Consider the following 17,396-nt stretch of genomic DNA (forward strand, 5'->3'; position numbering starts at 1 on the left):
GTTGAATGGATAAAACCAATAACTATGCCGAATGTACGAAAACTTTAAATAAAAGTTTCAAAGTGCTTTTTACAAATCGGTTTAATTGTTACCGATTTCATTTAAAAAGTTCCAAAATCAACAACATTCTCCAAGTTCAATTATTCTGCACTGCGGATCAATAATTCCAGGATTTTTTGAGCAGCCTTCGAAATCTTTGTTCCCGGCCCGAAAACTCCGAAAACTCCTGCATCGTATAAAAAATCATAATCCTGTGCCGGAATAACACCTCCGGCAACTACCATGATATCGGGACGTCCCAATTTTTTCAATTCTTCAATGACTTGCGGAACCAGGGTTTTATGTCCGGCGGCAAGCGAGGAAACTCCCAGTACGTGAACATCGTTTTCAATGGCTTGTTTTGCAGCTTCTTCCGGTGTTTGGAAAAGTGGTCCTATATCGACGTCAAACCCGATATCTGCAAAGGAAGTAGCAATGACTTTTGCTCCCCGGTCGTGTCCGTCCTGGCCCATTTTAGCGATCATAATCCGCGGTCTTCGTCCTTCCAGTTTTGCAAAGGACTCTACCATCTCTTTTGCTTTTTCAAAATCTTTATCACTCATACTTTCCGCTGAATAAACTCCGCTTATGGAGCGGATTGTTGCCTGATGTCTCCCGAAAGTGCTTTCCATTGCCAGTGAAATTTCACCCAATGAGGCGCGTTCCCGGGCACATTCGACAGCAATTTCCAACAGGTTGCCTGTTCCTGTTCGGGCGGCTTCAGCCAATTTTTCCAATGCAGCTTTTACACGCTCCGGATTTCTTGTTTCGCGCAATATTCTCAATCGCTCCAGCTGGGATTCACGCACCCTGGTATTGTCTACTTCCAGGATATCGATTGCCTCTTCTTTTTCCAGTTGGTAGCGGTTCACCCCTACAATAATATCTTTACCCGCATCGATTCTGGCTTGCTTGCGTGCAGCAGCTTCTTCGATGCGCATTTTTGGAATTCCCGTTTCAATGGCTTTGGCCATCCCGCCAAGTTCTTCCACTTCCCGGATCAGTTTCCAGGCTTCGTCCACCAATTCCTGTGTGAGTTTTTCTACGTAGTAACTTCCTCCCCACGGATCGATGAGGTCAGTCATCCCGGTTTCCTGTTGCAGGTAAATTTGCGTGTTTCGTGCAATTCGCGCAGAAAAGTCGGTTGGCAATGCAATGGCTTCGTCCAATGCGTTGGTATGGAGGGATTGGGTTCCTCCAAAACCAGCTGCCATAGCCTCAATACAGGTTCGCGCAACATTGTTGAAGGGATCCTGCTCGGTTAAACTCCATCCGGATGTTTGACAATGGGTTCTGAGTGCAAGGGATTTTTCACTTTTCGGGTTGAACTGGGAGACAAGTTTCGACCACAACAACCTTCCTGCCCGCATTTTTGCAATTTCCATAAAATGGTTCATCCCGATTGCCCAAAAGAAACTCAGGCGCGGTGCAAAGCTGTCAACATCCATTCCCGCATTGATCCCGGCTCTTAAATATTCCAATCCGTCGGCTAAGGTGTATGCCAGTTCGATACTTGCTGTTGCACCTGCTTCCTGCATGTGGTAGCCTGAAATAGAAATGGAATTGAAACGCGGCATTTTTTCTGCCGTGTAAGCAAAAATATCTGCAATAATGCGCATGGATGGGGCCGGAGGATAAATATACGTGTTCCGGACCATGAATTCCTTCAGAATATCATTTTGAATGGTACCCGAAAGTTCTTCTTGTTTCACTCCCTGTTCTTCCGCAGCAACAATGTAAAATGCCATGATGGGGATGACCGCACCGTTCATGGTCATGGAAACCGACATTTCATTCAGCGGGATCTGGTCGAACAAAATTTTCATGTCCAAAATGGAATCGATTGCTACTCCTGCTTTCCCAACATCACCGACTACCCGTTCGTGGTCCGAATCGTATCCACGGTGGGTTGCCAGGTCAAATGCAACGGAAAGCCCTTTTTGTCCTGCAGCCAGGTTCCTGCGGTAAAAGGCGTTCGATTCTTCAGCTGTTGAAAATCCGGCGTACTGGCGGATAGTCCATGGCCGGATTGCATACATAGAACCATACGGACCTCTTAAGAATGGTGCTATACCACTGACAAATCCCAAGTGGTTGACTTCTTTCAGGTCGTTTTTATTGTAATAGCTTGCCAGTTCAATTTTTTCAGGTGTCGAAAAAACACCTTTCTCGGCTGTCCCTGACAGTGTATCCGTTGTTAAGGATACGTGTTCAAATGATTGACGGATACTCATAGGGTTTGTTCTAGAATTAATGGTTTCAGGTTGTTCCAGCAAAGAGGAAGCTCTGTCCAGCTGTTTTCAACCTGTTCCGGGTTCGGGAAGATGTTGATCCCGATTCGTTTTTCCGTTTTGTCTTTGATCTCAGTTACGCGTATAGCAGCTTTCTCCTCGATTTCAGAAGCGAGCGTTTGACGCACTTCCTGATTGGAAATGCTTCCGTTCCGTTCAATCCACTGAAAGGAACTCCATGCACGTTCGGCAATGGTTTCTGTCAATGCATCCAACGCATACGAGCCACCTGCCGGATCAATTACGACCTGCAGATAGGATTCTTCTTTCAACAAAAGGGAAATATTCGTTGCCATTCTGCGTGTGAAGGCGGTATTTGAATTCGCCGAGTACCAATCATAAGGCTGAATGTTCAGGTGCTGAATTCCAGCCAGGACAACGGACATTGCTTCAGTAGTCTGACGCAATAAATTGGTGTAGGGATCTTTCAATGTGGTATTTAGAAATCCGGTACGTGCCGTGATGGTGGCTGCCAATGAGCACGAATGTTTGGGTGAATAAGCCGAAACAATTTGTGCCCAGCATGTTCTGAACGCCCGGATTTTGGCTAATTCGAAAAAGTATTTGCTTCCGATCCCGAATGTAAAATGAATTGCCGCTGCTGCTGCATCACAATCCATACCACGCTCTAATTGCTTCACCAGTAATTCGTGGCCTTCTGCCAGCGCGATACTCAATTCCTGCCAGGTTGTTCCACCTGCCTGTTGCACGGAAGAGGCATCTACATGATACAGTTTGAGGGTTGGATTTTTATCCAGATAAGCTTTCAAATCGGTCTTTAACAGTGCATCGTTGTCGGCATATTCGATCAGGGCCGGAGCTTCTTTTACAAAAACCAGGAATTGATTTACCTGTTCGATACTTTTTGCCCGGAATGTGGTGTGAATAAAAGAAAGCCCGACTTCCTTCAACAGGATGTGAAAATCAATCGGGTCTGCATTCGTTGCTTCCAATACCAAATGATCTGTTCCCGACATTAAAGCCGCTATGATCTCCCGGTTACTTTCCTCGGGATCCTTAATCCGAAAACCCGTGGCGATTGTCCAATCGTTGCTTTTGGGTTGAATTCCCCGTGTATAGGGAACCAAACCCGGATCGGAGAACGTACTTTTTTGGTCTTCCCTATGGAAATAAGCTGGAAAAGCGATTTCCTCTACGCGATTGATCTTGTTTAATGTATCGATCGATTCACCCTTCAATTCCTTTTTCAGGATGGCGATCCATTCTTCTTTAGAACTTGCCTGGAAGGATGAGAATAAGTCATTCATGTGATATTCTTTTATGTATCTAATAGATCTTGATCCCGGACTACCGGTGTCGGTTGTACCTGTGATTTCTTATTCATCAGGATGTATACGGCAGTTGAGAGCATGGCTGTTAAAACAGGTGCTACAATGATCCCGATTACCGGAATTTTGATCATCAAAGTAAAAATCCCGCCGGTGATGAGCATGTAACTCATTTTGGAGAAGCCCATTCCCCAGCTTTTAAAGAAATTCAACCCATAACGCTCCATGCTGTAATCGTAAAAAGAAAATCCTACGAAGAATGAAGCAATTAGAAAGAAGATGGTTTCGCCGATAAAATCCGGTATGACTAAAGAAAAGAGCCACCAGATTCCCAGGAAGACATACTCCATAAATAAAGCGCTAATGACAATCAGGATCATTCTCAGGAAATCATTGAGCAGGCGGATGAAATCGAATTTGTATTCGTTCCCGGTGAGGTAACTGTCGAATTTTTCCGAGAGAATGCAATTGACCGGTGAAAGGACAACCAAAATGACAAATTTGTAGAATTCGGAAGCAATGAGATCAAAGATGCTGAAAATACCGTCCGCCAACCAGCCAATGGCAGTTCCAACCAAGGGAACGTCGTCTGCTGCATGGGCAATTGCAAGCACTTTTTCCGCCTGCCATTTGTAGTAGACATAAATCGACCCGACGATGAGTCCGGGAACAAAGAACCACAAAAACTTTCCTTTCAGCAGTGCTTTTGTTACCTGTTCTATTCCTGTCCAATGATTTTTAAAGGCTTGAACCATGTCTTTGTTGTTTCGCTTTCAAATATAATGAAAGTTCAAAGGTTTAAGGAGTTCGAATGCTCAATTCTTTGACGGAAGAAACTTTTAAATGCCCGAACTTGTCTGAACTTTCTTATATTGGCATGTAAATTGTTAAACTCCAAGGAAAAAAGAAAGCTATGAAAAAGGTATCGTTAATAGTTATTGCATTATTGGGACTTTCATTGGGTACTTATGCGCAGGATGGAACAAAGAAACAAGATCCGAACAAAGTAGTGGCTAAGAAGCCGGTCAAAAAGGTAAGACCTGTGGTTGCCAAGAAGAAAGAAGTTCCCGCAGAAAAGACGAAGTAAAGAAAATGCCCTGACACTGATGCCAGGGCATTTTTATTTTATAGAATCCCGAATTGGGTAAAATGATGCGTCAGATGCTTCTTGTTCAGTAAGTTCCACTGTTCGTAATCCAAAGGTCCGTAATAGGCATGAACCGTTTTCAGTTCGGGGTTCTGAGCGAATAATTCCTGGAATTCCAGGTAAACATCCACGAATTCATCAATAGCCAACTCCAGTTCTTCGTTGCGCAACGGGGTACCTTCTTTTGCAAAAGGGACCTCCATATTTTGCGCCATGGGTTTATCCGAATACAAAAAGGCAACCATGCGTTCTACCTTTTCTTCCGGGATGATTAATTCCTGCGGGTTTTCTCCCGTTGCAATTCGAAGGGTGTCTGTCAGGTGTTCCACCATCCGTTGCGCAGACATTTTTCCCCATGCCGGTTGCTTTTCCGGGGTTAATTTATTCAAATGCGACAGCACTGATTCCAAATCCGTTTCAATAAACATGTTCGTCTGTTTTAAGTTTCAAATGGGTAAATTCCAGGTATCCTTTTCCGCAAAGTACCGAAAGGCTGCATGGAACGATCTCTAAGTTAATTTCTTTTCGCACTTCAAAAGGTTCTCCGTCGTAATGTGCCAGGGGAACTTCCAAAATAATGCGCGCTTTTTGGAAAGGAACGATGCGTATGTACCGGGATCCTTCGATCTTTTTGAAGAAAAACCTGCTGATGACTCCCATGGTTCTCCACCAGGAGAATTTGCTCAATAGTACGAGTTCCATTTGTCCGTCAACGACATTGGATTTGGGAGAAATGCAGAACCCGTTTCCAAACTCGGAAGAGTTGGCAATGGAGCAGAGAAGAAAGTTTCCTTTGATTTCCTGATCGGGCAGGGAAATCTTCATTCTTGGAGGTTTATATGAGAAGTATTCTTCATAGACCAATTGGGTATATCCCCAAAAACCGCGAATGTGGTACTCATCAAATCGTTTGGCAATAAAGGCATCAAAGCCATAACCGCCCACTCCCAGGAAAGGTTTGTCGTTCGCAAGGCCAGTATCCATCCGGATGCTGTTCAGTTCATTGATGTTTTGGATGGCCTGTGCTGTTTTCAGCGGAATTTTCAAATGCCGGGCTAAACCATTTCCGGAACCGGTTGGAATAATGGCCAGGTGACATTTTGTTCCGATGAGTGCAGTTCCTACTTCGTGGACGGACCCGTCGCCACCTACTGCGCAAACAATGTCGATTCCTTCTTGTGCGGATTCTTCCGCGATGGATTTTGCGTGTTGTTTGTATTGTGTAATTGCGATGTCATATTCAAACAGGTCGTGGTCCAAGTGCTCCTCGATCATTTGAGGAACCCTGGCTTTCTTGACCCCACCCGAAATGGGATTGATTATGAATCGAATTCTCTTTTTCATCGGACAATCGTCTGATTATGGATTAGATCGTGATTATATCGTTGAATAATGGCCTTCAAACGCTTTGCCATCTTTTCCGCTTCGGCATTTTTGGCAGGCAGGAGGTTTTTCGGGTTTTTCGTACGAATGGTGAAATCGAAGAGGCTTTTGATCTCGTCGTTCGAATAAACCAGCAGTTTGTTGTTTTGGAAATAGTAATACGACCCTTCCAGGTAAGTAACCGCTTCCCGCGGATCTTTGGAAAAGTAACTGTTCCCGAAACTGTAATAATCGGTTTGGATATTGACCAGATCCAATACGGTCGGCATGATATCAATTTGCTGGAAGATCACTTTCTCGCGCCTGCGGGGTAATTTTCCGCTCGGATCGTAGAATGCAATCGGGATGCGGTACATTTCGGTGCGCTGGTTGTAAAGTTCGCTGTTGCTTGAAGGAGTATGATCTGCCACGAGTACAAAAAGCGTCTTTTTAAACCACGGTTCTTTCTTTGCCTGTTCAAAGAATTTCCCCAAGCTGATATCGCCGTAATGAATGCTTTTACAGATCGGATGTGGTCCTTTTTTAACTTTGGAGCGCCATTCCTTCGGAACGAAATAAGGGTGATGCGAAGAGAGGGTAAACAGGTTTGCCATGAATGGAGCCTTCATTTTGGTAATTTGTTTTGCTGTCCACGGATTGAAGTATTCATCCAGGATTCCCCAGGTTTTGTCAAAGTGCTTGTCGTTGTTGTATTCAAACCGGCCGATGTATTCCTGGTAGCCCAATTGGGAGGCGAAGCTGTTGAACCGCATGGAACCGTTTGTTGCACCATGGTAGAAGGCCGTACTGTATCCGTGTTTTATGAGGATATTCGGCAGACTTTGAACCTGGTTGTTGCAATAGGCGGATGAAATGTACGGATTATCCATCAGGGTGGGAATGGATGCCGAAATGGTCGGAACGGCCTCAATGGATTTCTTCCCGTTGGAAATCCCGTATTCAAAATACCAGCTCTTATCCAGCAGGGAATCCAAAAACGGGGTGTAAGAAACACTGTTGTTGAATTGTCCGACCCATTCGTTCCCGAAACTTTCCAACATGATGATCATCACATTGGTCCCGTCGGGAAGGATGTGCTGCGGATGGCTTGTCCGTTTCGGATTGAAGAGTTTGTCCAGTACATTCTCCGGGTAATAATGATGTTCGACCAAATCGTCTTTCCCGATGGATTTCAATAAGGTAAAGGCCGAGTTGAGCACCAATGCCGAATTTTCAGGTTGTGTATAAAGCGTTGCGTCGATGGAAGAGATCGGCCGAAGACCGAATCCGCCTCTTCCAACCAGAAGAAAGAGCGGTACGATAACCAGGAAAACGATCAGTTCCTTGCGCGGACTGCTATTTCCGGGATTTTTTAATTTGCGGATACTTGTCCGGTTGTAATAGCGAACCAATAGCCAGGCGCCGACCAGGAAAATGAGGATCAGCATCCAGTAATCGGAAATGAAGCTTCCAAGCAACTGGCCGATGTCATTTCCGGCGGATACGATAGCAAATAAATCTGCGGTGGAGCGTTTCAGGGTGAAATTGTAATAAGCCGTGTCCATGAGGTTCAGGGCAACGATCAGCAATACCGGGATGAAAAAAGTGAGTGCCTGCAGGCTGCGGATGATCCAGTTGCGTTGCCATTTTTCAGGCAACAGGCTGAACACGATGAAGGGCATGAGCAGCAACCCGATGGTCGATAAATCAAACCAAATTCCGGCCAACCAATCTGTGAACTGCACGTGGGCAAAGGAATCCAGGTTGAAAAAATAGAACACGATGCGGGTAATGGTCATTAACAACAGCAGGATCGCAATCCGAAGGAACAAGCTTCTTAGTGTTACCGGAAGAGCATGACGCAATTTTTTCAACATGGTACAAAAATAAGGAACCTTTTTGAGGTAGGTATTGTGTTTTTGTTACTTAAAAATAGATAGAATTTCGAAATGTGACAGGAATGAAAATTCTATTTTCCCACAGACTTCAATGTGAGTGGCTTCGCGCAGGCGAAGAGCTATTGACGACATGCGATCAGTATAGGTGCACCAATGCGTATATGAACTTCAATCGGCGAACCTTTAGGTTAAAAGAATAAAAGCTGATCACTTACTGCAGAACCATTCCATTGTAAGAAGTTGAATCCACCCTTCGGAAGGTGGTTTTCGGATTTGCCTTACATAAAAACGGTTAGGAAAGGAATTTTGAAAGTTCCTATCTTTGGTGGATGAAATACTTTTTAATCTGTCTACTTCTTTGTTCCGGTGCTTATGCACAGGAGTTGGAAGCATTCCGCATTTTTGATTCCAGGGGGAAGGAAGTTTCCTTCGGGAAAATGATGGCCCGGGTTTCACAGAACCAGGTGGTTTTGTTCGGGGAGTTTCACGATAACCCCATTTCGCATTGGCTGGAGTGGAATGTGTTGATGGAACTGAACAAAAAGGTGCAGGGTCCCAAGCTGGCTGTTGGGTTTGAAATGTTTGAATTGCACCAGGAAAAAGCGCTGAATGACTACATTGTCAATAAATCGTATCGCGTTTTGAAGGATTCGACCGAATTGTGGACCAATTTCAAAACAGATTACAAACCGGTGCTGGACTCGGCCATTTCCCGGGGAAATATTCCTTTTGCAGCGAACGTGACCCGTAAGTATGCGAGCCTGGTCTTTAAAAAGGGCCTGAGCGCGTTGGATTCCCTCCCGGAAGACGAGAAAAAATGGATGGCGCCCCTGCCTTTTCCATTTGATTCCACGCTGACGCAGTATGTGGAACTGATCCGGATGGGAAAAGAAATGCATGCTTCGGGGATCAACTTTGCGTATGCGCAGGCGATCAAGGATGCAACGATGGGCTATTCCATTATGCAACATCTGAAAAAAGGGGAGATGGTCTATTTCCTGAATGGTGCGTTCCATTCCGATTTTCACCAGGGAATCATGTGGTACATCGGGCAGTATGCCCCGGGGACGAAGGTCGGAACCATTACGACGGTATCTCAGAAAGATGTGCGCAAGCTGCAAAAAGAGCACCTGAACCGGGCGGATTTCATCGTGGTGGTGAATGAGACGATGCTTTCGACGCACTGAATTTCATTCCAGCGGTTGTTTTTTAACGTGGTGAAGTCACTTACCGGGTTTATTACCCGTTGACCTTCTTGAGCAATTCGTTGTAATCTTCCAGTAACTTCAAGTACTTGTTTTTCCAGTATTCCTTTGTCTGATTGTTGTATGCATTTTCAGGATCTGCCACTGTGTTGACATTGATCGAACTCAGTTCTTTGATCTCATCCGAGAAGTCGTGGTGAATGATGTTGCCGATTGCCATGACTGTTTCCAGGTCAATTTGCGTATTGTCAAACATCAAGTACATCCATCTCCTGCTCCTGCCCAGTTTTTTGGCAATGGTACTGATGGGGTATCCGCTTTGACGGATTGCTCGTTCTACTATTTCACCACGGTGTTGCATAGTGACAAAAATCTTCACTTGACCGAGTAAAATGTTAAACACAAAATGCTCGTTTACGGGAATTGCTAGTCATATGTGGGAAATGTCAGCAAAAATAGTCTAATTGCGCAGATGTGAGCTATAAGTGAGCACGAATTTTTCTGTTTTTCTTGAGCTTTTGGACGGGATTATTCCGGATTGGTTTTTTTAAGCAACGTGTTATAGCTTTCCAGCAGTTTCAGATATTTGTTTTTCCAATAATCTTTGTTTTGCTTCGTGTATTTGGATTCCGGTTCGGAAAAGGACTCGGGATTTATGGCATTGAGTTCCTTAATCTGCTCAGAAAAATCATGGTGTATGATCCTTCCGATCAAAATGATGGATTCGAGGTCTACTTGGGAATTATCAAACATAAGATACATCCATCTCCTGCTTTTCCCCAATTTTCTTGCAATCTGGCTGATGGGATACCCACTTTTCCGGATCGCTCGTTCTACAATTTCGCCACGGTGCTGCATAATGACAAAATTGTTTACTTATTTGAGTAAATTAATTACCAAAATGTATACAATAATGAGAAATATTTTATAGATTTGTTTCACGCCAATTAACAGAGTGATGAAAAATGCTTCTCAAAACAGGAAAATTTAAGCTCTTGGAAATATATACCGGCGGAAAATAATAGATGCAACTATTTGATTTTAAAATAGTTAAACTGTGATAATTGAAAAGACATATGATCATGGTCGGTTAGATAGAATCAGCCGATTGGGGTGGGGATCGATATCCCTGTGTCATTCTTTTTTAGTTGATCGGAAAACGAAAAAGTTCACTCAAAGAAATGTCCAAAGCCTTGGAAATCTGATAGATCATGCAGGTAGTTACATTGTTTTCTCCCCGTTCAATTCGACCGATCTGCTTACCGGAATTTCCGACCAGGAATCCCAGGTCTTCCTGGGTCATTTTTTTGGCCAATCTCAGTTCGCGCACCCTGTTTCCAAGGGCATTCAGAAAATCTTTATCTACCACATTTTGCACATACAAGAGTGGAGGTTTAAAAAAAACCATAAAAGCCCATGTATGGGTTATTTTTCTGTTTTTGATTACTTTTGGTCAAAGGGGAAAGGATTTAAAAAAGTAGAACTAACCGATGTTTTTGTCCACTGATAGCTACTCAATATTCTAAATAATAACCTATTAAATATGAAAAAGCACTATTCCGAAAATGACATACGTGTCACTATCTGATACACAGCGAAACAAATAACTTGAAAATAGTTGAAAAAATGGAGGTGCGGTAACACCTCCTTGCATTTCGGCAGTTTACCGGCTCCCGGCAATGCAAACACTTTGCCTTAGCAGTTGGGCCGAAAATGCTAAGGTAAAGGTAAGGAAATAGAGTAGGCGAAATAAAATAATACATTCAATTATGAATAAAACACTTGAATCTTTACAATCGAAGAAATTTGATTCAAAAAGCCTGATTGGAATATCAGGAGGTGAAACTACCTACGGGCCGGCACGTGAAACACGTTATGACGGATTTGGAGGACAGGACGGAGATACTGCAGCTACGACTTACAATCCGCCAAATTATCCGGCAGGAACACAAGGAACTGATTATTTGCCTAAGAGATAATCGGATTTGATCATAATCCCCTGCTTTAGACGAAAGCAGGGGATTCCAAAAAATAAACCAATAGAAAATGAAAAAGGTACTTTTCCTGTTTGGCATGCTTGTTAGTGCCTGTTCCTACGGACAATTTAATCACATTCAATACAAAACGGATTGCGATGTGGCATACCGCTTTGCAATTGACAGTTTGAATTATTCGAAATGTTTGGGCCAATTGTCAAAAGTGAGTAAGAAATATGGAAAGCTGTATTGCGAGGAATACATTCTCATGGCCCATTGCTACAAGAAACAGGGAAAAGGAACCAAAAGTGCCAAATGTTTGAGAAAGGCGTGGTCGAATTACGGATTTGATATGGCTTGTCTCACTCAGATAAAACAGATCGACCTTGGAGAAATAAACAAGGGCTACACCGCTAAACAGCAAAAATTCGTGCAGCAGGGTTTTGACAATTTTGCGAAACTGAAAAGAAGCAATACGGATTCCCTGATGCTTGTTTTGCAGACCATGCTGGAAGCAGACCAGGTACCGAGAATGAAATTTTATTCGGATACGCCTATTGATACCGTTGCTGTTAACCGGGAAATAGCACAAACCGATTCCGTCAACATGATCGCATTTAAGGAGATTATTTACAAACTGGGTTATCCCGGTGAATGGATTTTGCCGGGCAACTCTTCCCAGGCATTCGTGCTGCTAGTTCATTCTTCCTATAATCAGGCCTTTTTTGACGAAATGCAACCTGTTTTGCTGCATGAAGTAATACAAGGCAGGATGCCTCCGAGTTACTATGCTTTGTGGCTGGACAGGCATAATTCTGTAAGGGATTTGCCTCAGGATTATGGAATGCTGGCGGTTCCGGCGAATTTAAATCTTACGGAAAAACAGAAGCAAGCTATTGCAGCGAACCGTTTAAAAATCGGTTTGATTAAGAATTGCCCGATTCCTACACAATTACTGATGTTCAGATGATACTGGTTTTTACGGAACGGGCTGATTTGAACTCGCGGATCGTTCTTTCTTATTTGAATAACTATGAGGAACCATTTGAAGTGTTTTTGGAAGATGACGCGATTGAATTGGAATACCTTATTAATATTAATCGGAATCAGTTTGATTACCGGATCTACAAAAACCATCGGTTCGTATGCGATTCCAGTGATTTAAAATCTGTTTGGTACAGGAGAACGGACATCCAGGTTTATCGTTTCGGGACAGGTGAATTTTCCCAGGAAGGATTGAAAACGTATTCCCGGGAGCACATGAATACCCGGTACGAACAAATCCAAAGGTGTTTTCATGCTAAAAGATGTTTGGGAAAATTTGGATTTGGTAATTACAATAAAATTGAATTCCTGGAACAATGCATTTCTCTGAATATTGAAATCCCCGGAACACTGATTACAGGCTCCAAACAACACTTGCTGGAATTTTGGAAAAACTGCAGGGGAGGAATTATTACAAAATCACTCGCATTTCCATTTGAATGCGTCAATTATAGTCAATCGGGAGAAGCGGACAGTTACCGGATGGGATATACTATTTCAGTGGGCGAAGCCGAATTGGAATCGCTGCCAGATTTTTTTGATCTGAGCCTTTTCCAGGAGAAGCTGGATAAACTGTTTGAAATACGGGCCATTTATTTGAATGGTAGCGTTTATTCGGAGGCAATTTTTTCCCAAAGCCGGGAAGTTGCGGCATTGGATTACCGGTTGGGATACGACTCAGGGATGAGAATGTGCAATTATACTTTGCCGGATACCATTGAGGAACAGGTTCAAAGACTCATGGAAAAACTGGATCTGAATTTCGGGTCGCTTGACATCGTGGTTACAACGGATAAAAGATATGTGTTCCTGGAAGTCAATCCAAACGGGCAATATGGTGCAGTTTCTCAAACAACCAACTCGAACGTCGACTACCAGGTCGCAAAATTTTTAATGAACAAATGAGTAATGGAAGGAATTAACACAGCGGATGCGCTTTTATCAAAAAATTTCCCGGTTGCAGATCTTGATCAGAAAATGAAAAAAAAGGAAGAACGGGCCAGGATTGCTATCCAAAAACTAAAAATGGACCGGTTGGAGTGTTTGAACGAACCGCTGTCACCCATTTCACTGATAATTGATTATTCCAAAAAAATATGAACGCAATTAAAAACGGGCAGGTATTGAAGTTATATCCGAATGTGATTCCGGTGAAGGGATATAATCGTTCGATGCTTGTTGATTTGCAAAAAGCAGCAGCTCATCTGGTTCCGAATGACCTGGTTGATTATTTGGAGTATCCTGCTGTTTCGGCGGTTGAAGAATATACGAATTTTATTATTGAAAACGAACTGGGTTTGTTTGTTGACCGGGAGATTGCCGCCTGTTTAACACCACTTCCAACAGATTATTATCCTGCCTCCAAAATTAATAATGCAATAATTGAACTGGACAAGAATTCTTCATGGAGCCTTCCGGCTGTTTTAGACCAATTGGATGAACTGGGGACACAGTTCCTGGAAGTCAGATTTCTGGACTTTTATTCAGTGGTGAATAACCTCAGATTGCTGCAAGTATTTAGCAATGAAACCACCATTGAGTCCATTCAGCTGTTGGTTCCTTTTCATAAGGACCTGAAAGCTTTGTTGGATTCATCCTTGAATGAGCGCTTTTTTCGATTGAGTACGATCCTTGTTTACAACGCTTCGGAAGGGTTTGAGCTGGAGGTGGATTTTTACAAGCTGGTTTTTACCGGACAGGAAGCGGTTTCGCAGGAACATTGCGGGAATATCTCTAGGAACTATTTTAGACCGAATACCCAGTCATATATACGCAGCAGGAATTACAACAGTTGTTTGGCTCACAAGATCAGTGTTGATAAAAACGGATTGATTGCGAATTGCCCTTCCATGAACGTGACATTTGGTCATGTCGATCATACTTCTTTTTCAGAAGTGCTTGCAGGAAACGATTTTCAAAAAAAGTGGGGATTGACAAAAGATAAAATCAGTATTTGTTCCGTCTGCGAGTTCCGGGCAATTTGTACCGATTGCAGAGCCTTTACAATGGATAATGCAGAAAATGGCAAGCCTTCCAAATGTGGTTATAATCCATTCATCAGTCTTTGGAAAGGGGAAGAAAACTATTTATCAGAACAGGATTGCGGTATACGCATCGAAAATGACGGGATATTTATTCCGGAAGAAAAAATCAATGAAATAAATACAAGAATATGGGGATGAAATTATATGCATTCATACTTGTTTTGAGCCTGTTTTCTTATTCGGGCTTGCAGGCGCAGGAATTCGCTGAAATCAAATTAGCCGATTCCGTTTCCATCTCCTTTGATGTCGGAAGTTCCGTAGTGCGAAACTCAACTGCATTTTTGAATAAGGTCAATCACCGCAAACTGGCATACGGGAAAATCAAACTTGTTGCTTACACAGATACGATCGGAAGCGTTTCATACAATAAAGCCCTCGCGTCAAAAAGATTGGGTTCCGTTTTGAAACTTGTGGAGTCATCAAATATGAAAGATTTCATCATAGACACACTGAATAAGAACGAGGAAAGAAGAACGAGCCGGAATGACGAAGAGGCATTTCGCAGAGTGGATGTGTTTGTATACGAAATAAAGCCAACCATTAAGTACAATGTTCCGATAAACCTTCGGATCAATTTCCATTCCGGAAGCAGTAATATCGTGAAGGGTTCCATGGAGAACATGAGAATTCTTGAAATGCTGATGAAAAGTGATACGACAATTCGCATCAAACTAAACGGGCATGTTTGTTGTGAACCGGATATGAAGCTTTCTGTGGACCGGGCGGAAAAGGTAAAAAGTTACCTGGTTGAGCAAGGAATTCAAGCAAACAGGATCAGTTGTAAGGGATATTCGAACGAAGCGAAACTTTTTCCGGAATCCAATGAAATCAATAAAAGCAGGAACATGCGAGTGGATGTTGTTTTTATTAAATCCGAACGCAAGTGAGAGCTTTTCCAATATACATGCAGCCGGATTCTATGGATTGCGGGCCAACCTGCCTTCGGATGATTGCCAGGCATTACGGTCGTTCCATTACGCTGGATAAATTGCGGAACCTTTCCGAAACCACCCGTTTGGGAAGCAGTCTTCAGGGAATCAGCAGCGCAGCTGAAAGGATCGGATTCCGGACACTGGCGGTAAAAATCGATTTACAGGATCTCATTCAAAATGCCCCGATGCCTTGTATGTGTTTTTGGAATCAAAGGCATTACATTGTTTTGTACCGGATTAAAAGAAACCGATTTTACGTTGCTGATCCGGCAAGGGGGAAATTGATTTATTCAAAAAGTGAATTCCTGAAGAATTGGATCGGGGCACATGCCGATGAACGTACTGAAGAAGGCGTTTGTTTACTGCTTGAAACTACTCCTTCATTCGGGGAAAAAGAGGCCGAAGAAGTAAGAGACGGAAATGGCTTCCGATTTTTATTCAGCTACCTCAAAAAGTACCGAAGATTATTGTTTCAACTTAGTTTCGGATTACTGGCATCGAGTCTTTTACAGCTAATCATTCCCTTCTTAACACAAAGTGTGGTAGACATCGGAATTCAAAATAAAGACATTCACTTCCTGTATTTGATTCTTTTCGGGCAATTAGCTGTATTCCTGGGCAGGATGAGCGCCGACATTGCCAGGAGTTGGATTTTACTGCATTTAAGCGCACGGATCAATATTTCATTGGTATCGGACTTCCTGGTAAAATTGATGAAACTGCCGATCTCTTTCTTTGATGGGAAGAAAATGGGGGATCTGATGCTGCGGATCGATGATCATTCCCGGATAGAAGTACTCCTTACAAATCAAACTCTGAATATTTTATTTTCGTTTTTCAATTTTTTGATTTTCAGCCTGGTATTGATTATTTATAGTTTACCGGTTTTTTTTATGTTCCTGGCAGGAAGCGGGATTTATTTCCTGTGGGTCCGATTTTTTCTCAGGAAACGAAAAGACCTGGACTATGAACGTTTTTCACAAGGGGGAGAAGACCGGTCAAAAATAGTAGAACTGATACAAGGAATACAGGAAATCAAATTACACAATGCAGAAAGACAAAAGCGCTGGGCTTGGGAACGAATACAAGTAAAATTATTCAAACTCCGGATAAAAAGTCTCCGCCTGGAACAATTCCAAAGCAACGGAGCAACTTGTATTCATGAACTAAAGAACATTCTTGTAAGCTTTTATACTGCCAAATTGGTTATAGACGGAGATCTGACTTTAGGGATGATGTTATCCATTTCCTATATCATCGGACAATTAAATACCCCGATTTCCCAGTTCCTCGGATTCATTTATTCCGTTCAGGATGCTAAAATTTCGCTTGAGCGCTTGAATGAAATTCATACCAAAGAGGACGAAGAACCGGAAGATTCCCAACGATTAAACAGGCTTCCGGAGAAAAAGGATCTGACGCTGAAAGAAATCAGTTTTCGATACACAGGAACAGAAAAGAATGTGCTGGAAGGAATAAATCTCACCATTGAATCCGGTTGTTTGACTGCAATTGTGGGTGCCAGCGGAAGTGGAAAAACGACCCTGATGAAATTGCTTTTGCGGTTTTACGAACCCACGAGTGGAAAAATCAGCATAGATTCGATGGACTTGGAAAATTTTACGCAGCAAGTCTGGAGAGCAAATTGTGGTTCGGTCATGCAGGATGGATACATTTTTAATGATACCATAGCACATAATATTGCATTGGGAGAAGAAATGGTTGATTGGAAAAAATTAAAGCACGCCGTTGAAGTCGCTAATATCCGGGAATTCATTGAGTCACTCCCGCAGAATTACAACACTAAAATCGGGAATGAGGGAATAGGGATCAGTGGCGGTCAGAAACAACGCATCTTGATAGCAAGGGCTGTTTATAAGAATCCAAGCTTTCTTTTTTTTGATGAAGCGACCAGTTCACTGGATTCAAGAAACGAGAAAATAATCATGGAAAACCTGGATCGGTTTTTCCGGGGAAGAACAGCGGTAGTGATTGCGCACCGGTTAAGTACGGTAAAAAATGCCGACCAAATTGTTGTATTGGATCAGGGCAGATTGGTGGAAAGGGGTACCCACAAAGAATTGATTGCGATAGGAGGTACATACTATGCACTGGTCCAAAGCCAACTTGATCTGGAAAAAAGCGGAAGCGCTGAAATCCATTCCTGA

18 protein-coding genes are annotated in these 17,396 nt (G+C 42.9%); 9 read left to right on the forward strand and 9 right to left on the reverse strand.

Annotated elements, in window-relative coordinates:
• Positions 1–140 precede the first annotated feature (140 nt).
• The 3 genes from scpA to FO442_RS05985 are packed head-to-tail and all read right to left on the reverse strand — an operon-like array spanning position 141 to position 4,374.
• Positions 141–2,273, reverse strand: coding sequence for a methylmalonyl-CoA mutase (scpA, locus tag FO442_RS05975; RefSeq protein ID WP_144332243.1), 2,133 nt, complete (start codon positions 2,271–2,273; stop codon positions 141–143).
• On the reverse strand, positions 2,270–3,598 hold the full coding sequence (locus FO442_RS05980) for a methylmalonyl-CoA mutase family protein (RefSeq protein ID WP_144332244.1): 1,329 nt from the start codon (positions 3,596–3,598) through the stop codon (positions 2,270–2,272). Before FO442_RS05980 ends, scpA begins: the two co-directional genes overlap by 4 nt.
• 11 nt (positions 3,599–3,609) lie before the next feature.
• A complete protein-coding gene (locus FO442_RS05985; RefSeq protein WP_144332245.1) occupies positions 3,610–4,374 on the reverse strand; it encodes a hypothetical protein in 765 nt (254 codons plus the stop codon).
• A 158-nt stretch (positions 4,375–4,532) separates the two neighbouring features.
• Between FO442_RS05985 and FO442_RS18690 the strand changes: the two genes are divergently transcribed.
• Complete coding sequence (locus FO442_RS18690; protein WP_186279934.1) at positions 4,533–4,706, forward strand: hypothetical protein; 174 nt, start codon at positions 4,533–4,535, stop codon at positions 4,704–4,706.
• 38 nt (positions 4,707–4,744) lie between these two features.
• Here FO442_RS18690 and FO442_RS05990 read toward each other — a convergent pair whose 3' ends face one another.
• From FO442_RS05990 to FO442_RS06000, 3 genes are read right to left on the reverse strand one after another with little or no spacing between them, the layout of a single operon-like run.
• Positions 4,745–5,194: a DUF1569 domain-containing protein gene (locus FO442_RS05990; protein ID WP_144332246.1), complete on the reverse strand. Its 450-nt coding sequence runs from the start codon at positions 5,192–5,194 to the stop codon at positions 4,745–4,747.
• Positions 5,184–6,110: a diacylglycerol/lipid kinase family protein gene (locus FO442_RS05995; protein WP_144332247.1), complete on the reverse strand. Its 927-nt coding sequence runs from the start codon at positions 6,108–6,110 to the stop codon at positions 5,184–5,186. Before FO442_RS05995 ends, FO442_RS05990 begins: the two co-directional genes overlap by 11 nt.
• On the reverse strand, positions 6,107–8,005 hold the full coding sequence (locus tag FO442_RS06000) for an LTA synthase family protein (protein WP_144332248.1): 1,899 nt from the start codon (positions 8,003–8,005) through the stop codon (positions 6,107–6,109). The genes FO442_RS05995 and FO442_RS06000 overlap by 4 nt, the downstream gene beginning before the upstream one ends.
• A 350-nt stretch (positions 8,006–8,355) precedes the next feature.
• Here FO442_RS06000 and FO442_RS06005 point away from each other — a divergent pair, with 350 nt between their 5' ends.
• A complete protein-coding gene (locus FO442_RS06005; RefSeq protein WP_144332249.1) occupies positions 8,356–9,213 on the forward strand; it encodes a ChaN family lipoprotein in 858 nt (285 codons plus the stop codon).
• Between the two features lie 52 nt (positions 9,214–9,265).
• Here the strand turns inward: FO442_RS06005 and FO442_RS06010 are convergent, their stop codons facing one another.
• The 3 genes from FO442_RS06010 to FO442_RS06020 all read right to left on the reverse strand — a co-directional run bounded on the left by FO442_RS06010 (position 9,266) and on the right by FO442_RS06020 (position 10,639).
• On the reverse strand, positions 9,266–9,592 hold the full coding sequence (locus tag FO442_RS06010; RefSeq protein ID WP_144332250.1) for a CRISPR-associated protein Cas4: 327 nt from the start codon (positions 9,590–9,592) through the stop codon (positions 9,266–9,268).
• A gap of 167 nt (positions 9,593–9,759) precedes the next feature.
• On the reverse strand, positions 9,760–10,089 hold the full coding sequence (locus FO442_RS06015) for a hypothetical protein (protein ID WP_144332251.1): 330 nt from the start codon (positions 10,087–10,089) through the stop codon (positions 9,760–9,762).
• Between the two features lie 286 nt (positions 10,090–10,375).
• On the reverse strand, positions 10,376–10,639 hold the full coding sequence (locus FO442_RS06020) for a helix-turn-helix domain-containing protein (protein ID WP_144332252.1): 264 nt from the start codon (positions 10,637–10,639) through the stop codon (positions 10,376–10,378).
• 361 nt (positions 10,640–11,000) lie between these two features.
• On the opposite strand from FO442_RS06020, the gene FO442_RS06025 reads away from it, so the two are divergent.
• The 7 genes from FO442_RS06025 to FO442_RS06055 all read left to right on the forward strand — a co-directional run bounded on the left by FO442_RS06025 (position 11,001) and on the right by FO442_RS06055 (position 17,396).
• A complete protein-coding gene (locus tag FO442_RS06025) occupies positions 11,001–11,210 on the forward strand; it encodes a hypothetical protein (protein WP_144332253.1) in 210 nt (69 codons plus the stop codon).
• A gap of 67 nt (positions 11,211–11,277) precedes the next feature.
• The gene (locus FO442_RS06030) at positions 11,278–12,177 is read left to right on the forward strand and encodes a hypothetical protein (protein ID WP_144332254.1); all 900 of its coding nucleotides are present in this window, start codon (positions 11,278–11,280) and stop codon (positions 12,175–12,177) included.
• Positions 12,174–13,157: an ATP-grasp domain-containing protein gene (locus tag FO442_RS06035; protein WP_144332255.1), complete on the forward strand. Its 984-nt coding sequence runs from the start codon at positions 12,174–12,176 to the stop codon at positions 13,155–13,157. Before FO442_RS06030 ends, FO442_RS06035 begins: the two co-directional genes overlap by 4 nt.
• A gap of 3 nt (positions 13,158–13,160) precedes the next feature.
• A complete protein-coding gene (locus FO442_RS06040) occupies positions 13,161–13,352 on the forward strand; it encodes a hypothetical protein (RefSeq protein WP_144332256.1) in 192 nt (63 codons plus the stop codon).
• Positions 13,349–14,434, forward strand: a complete 1,086-nt coding sequence (gene gwsS / locus FO442_RS06045; protein ID WP_144332257.1) for a grasp-with-spasm system SPASM domain peptide maturase — start codon at positions 13,349–13,351, stop codon at positions 14,432–14,434. The genes FO442_RS06040 and gwsS overlap by 4 nt, the downstream gene beginning before the upstream one ends.
• Positions 14,425–15,183, forward strand: a complete 759-nt coding sequence (locus FO442_RS06050; RefSeq protein ID WP_144332258.1) for an OmpA family protein — start codon at positions 14,425–14,427, stop codon at positions 15,181–15,183. The genes gwsS and FO442_RS06050 overlap by 10 nt, the downstream gene beginning before the upstream one ends.
• Positions 15,180–17,396 carry a peptidase domain-containing ABC transporter gene (locus FO442_RS06055; RefSeq protein ID WP_144332259.1) on the forward strand — a complete coding sequence of 739 codons (2,217 nt, stop codon included), beginning with the start codon at positions 15,180–15,182 and terminating at the stop codon, positions 17,394–17,396. The genes FO442_RS06050 and FO442_RS06055 overlap by 4 nt, the downstream gene beginning before the upstream one ends.

Origin of the sequence: Fluviicola chungangensis (assembly GCF_007558725.1) — a bacterium.
In the GTDB taxonomy this organism is placed as follows: Bacteria; Bacteroidota; Bacteroidia; order Flavobacteriales_D; family Crocinitomicaceae; genus Fluviicola; species Fluviicola chungangensis.

Coding starts and splice junctions, on each gene's coding strand:
- FO442_RS06040 (WP_144332256.1), top strand. CDS start 13,161: ATGGAAGGAATTAACACAGCGGATGCGCTTTTATCAAAAAATTTCCCG.
- FO442_RS05990 (WP_144332246.1), bottom strand. CDS start 5,194: ATGTTTATTGAAACGGATTTGGAATCAGTGCTGTCGCATTTGAATAAA.
- FO442_RS18690 (WP_186279934.1), top strand. CDS start 4,533: ATGAAAAAGGTATCGTTAATAGTTATTGCATTATTGGGACTTTCATTG.
- FO442_RS06020 (WP_144332252.1), bottom strand. CDS start 10,639: ATGGTTTTTTTTAAACCTCCACTCTTGTATGTGCAAAATGTGGTAGAT.
- FO442_RS06010 (WP_144332250.1), bottom strand. CDS start 9,592: ATGCAACACCGTGGTGAAATAGTAGAACGAGCAATCCGTCAAAGCGGA.
- FO442_RS06025 (WP_144332253.1), top strand. CDS start 11,001: ATGAATAAAACACTTGAATCTTTACAATCGAAGAAATTTGATTCAAAA.
- FO442_RS06005 (WP_144332249.1), top strand. CDS start 8,356: ATGAAATACTTTTTAATCTGTCTACTTCTTTGTTCCGGTGCTTATGCA.
- FO442_RS05995 (WP_144332247.1), bottom strand. CDS start 6,110: ATGAAAAAGAGAATTCGATTCATAATCAATCCCATTTCGGGTGGGGTC.
- scpA (WP_144332243.1), bottom strand. CDS start 2,273: ATGAGTATCCGTCAATCATTTGAACACGTATCCTTAACAACGGATACA.
- FO442_RS05985 (WP_144332245.1), bottom strand. CDS start 4,374: ATGGTTCAAGCCTTTAAAAATCATTGGACAGGAATAGAACAGGTAACA.
- FO442_RS06030 (WP_144332254.1), top strand. CDS start 11,278: ATGAAAAAGGTACTTTTCCTGTTTGGCATGCTTGTTAGTGCCTGTTCC.
- FO442_RS06015 (WP_144332251.1), bottom strand. CDS start 10,089: ATGCAGCACCGTGGCGAAATTGTAGAACGAGCGATCCGGAAAAGTGGG.
- FO442_RS05980 (WP_144332244.1), bottom strand. CDS start 3,598: ATGAATGACTTATTCTCATCCTTCCAGGCAAGTTCTAAAGAAGAATGG.
- FO442_RS06035 (WP_144332255.1), top strand. CDS start 12,174: ATGATACTGGTTTTTACGGAACGGGCTGATTTGAACTCGCGGATCGTT.
- gwsS (WP_144332257.1), top strand. CDS start 13,349: ATGAACGCAATTAAAAACGGGCAGGTATTGAAGTTATATCCGAATGTG.
- FO442_RS06050 (WP_144332258.1), top strand. CDS start 14,425: ATGGGGATGAAATTATATGCATTCATACTTGTTTTGAGCCTGTTTTCT.
- FO442_RS06000 (WP_144332248.1), bottom strand. CDS start 8,005: ATGTTGAAAAAATTGCGTCATGCTCTTCCGGTAACACTAAGAAGCTTG.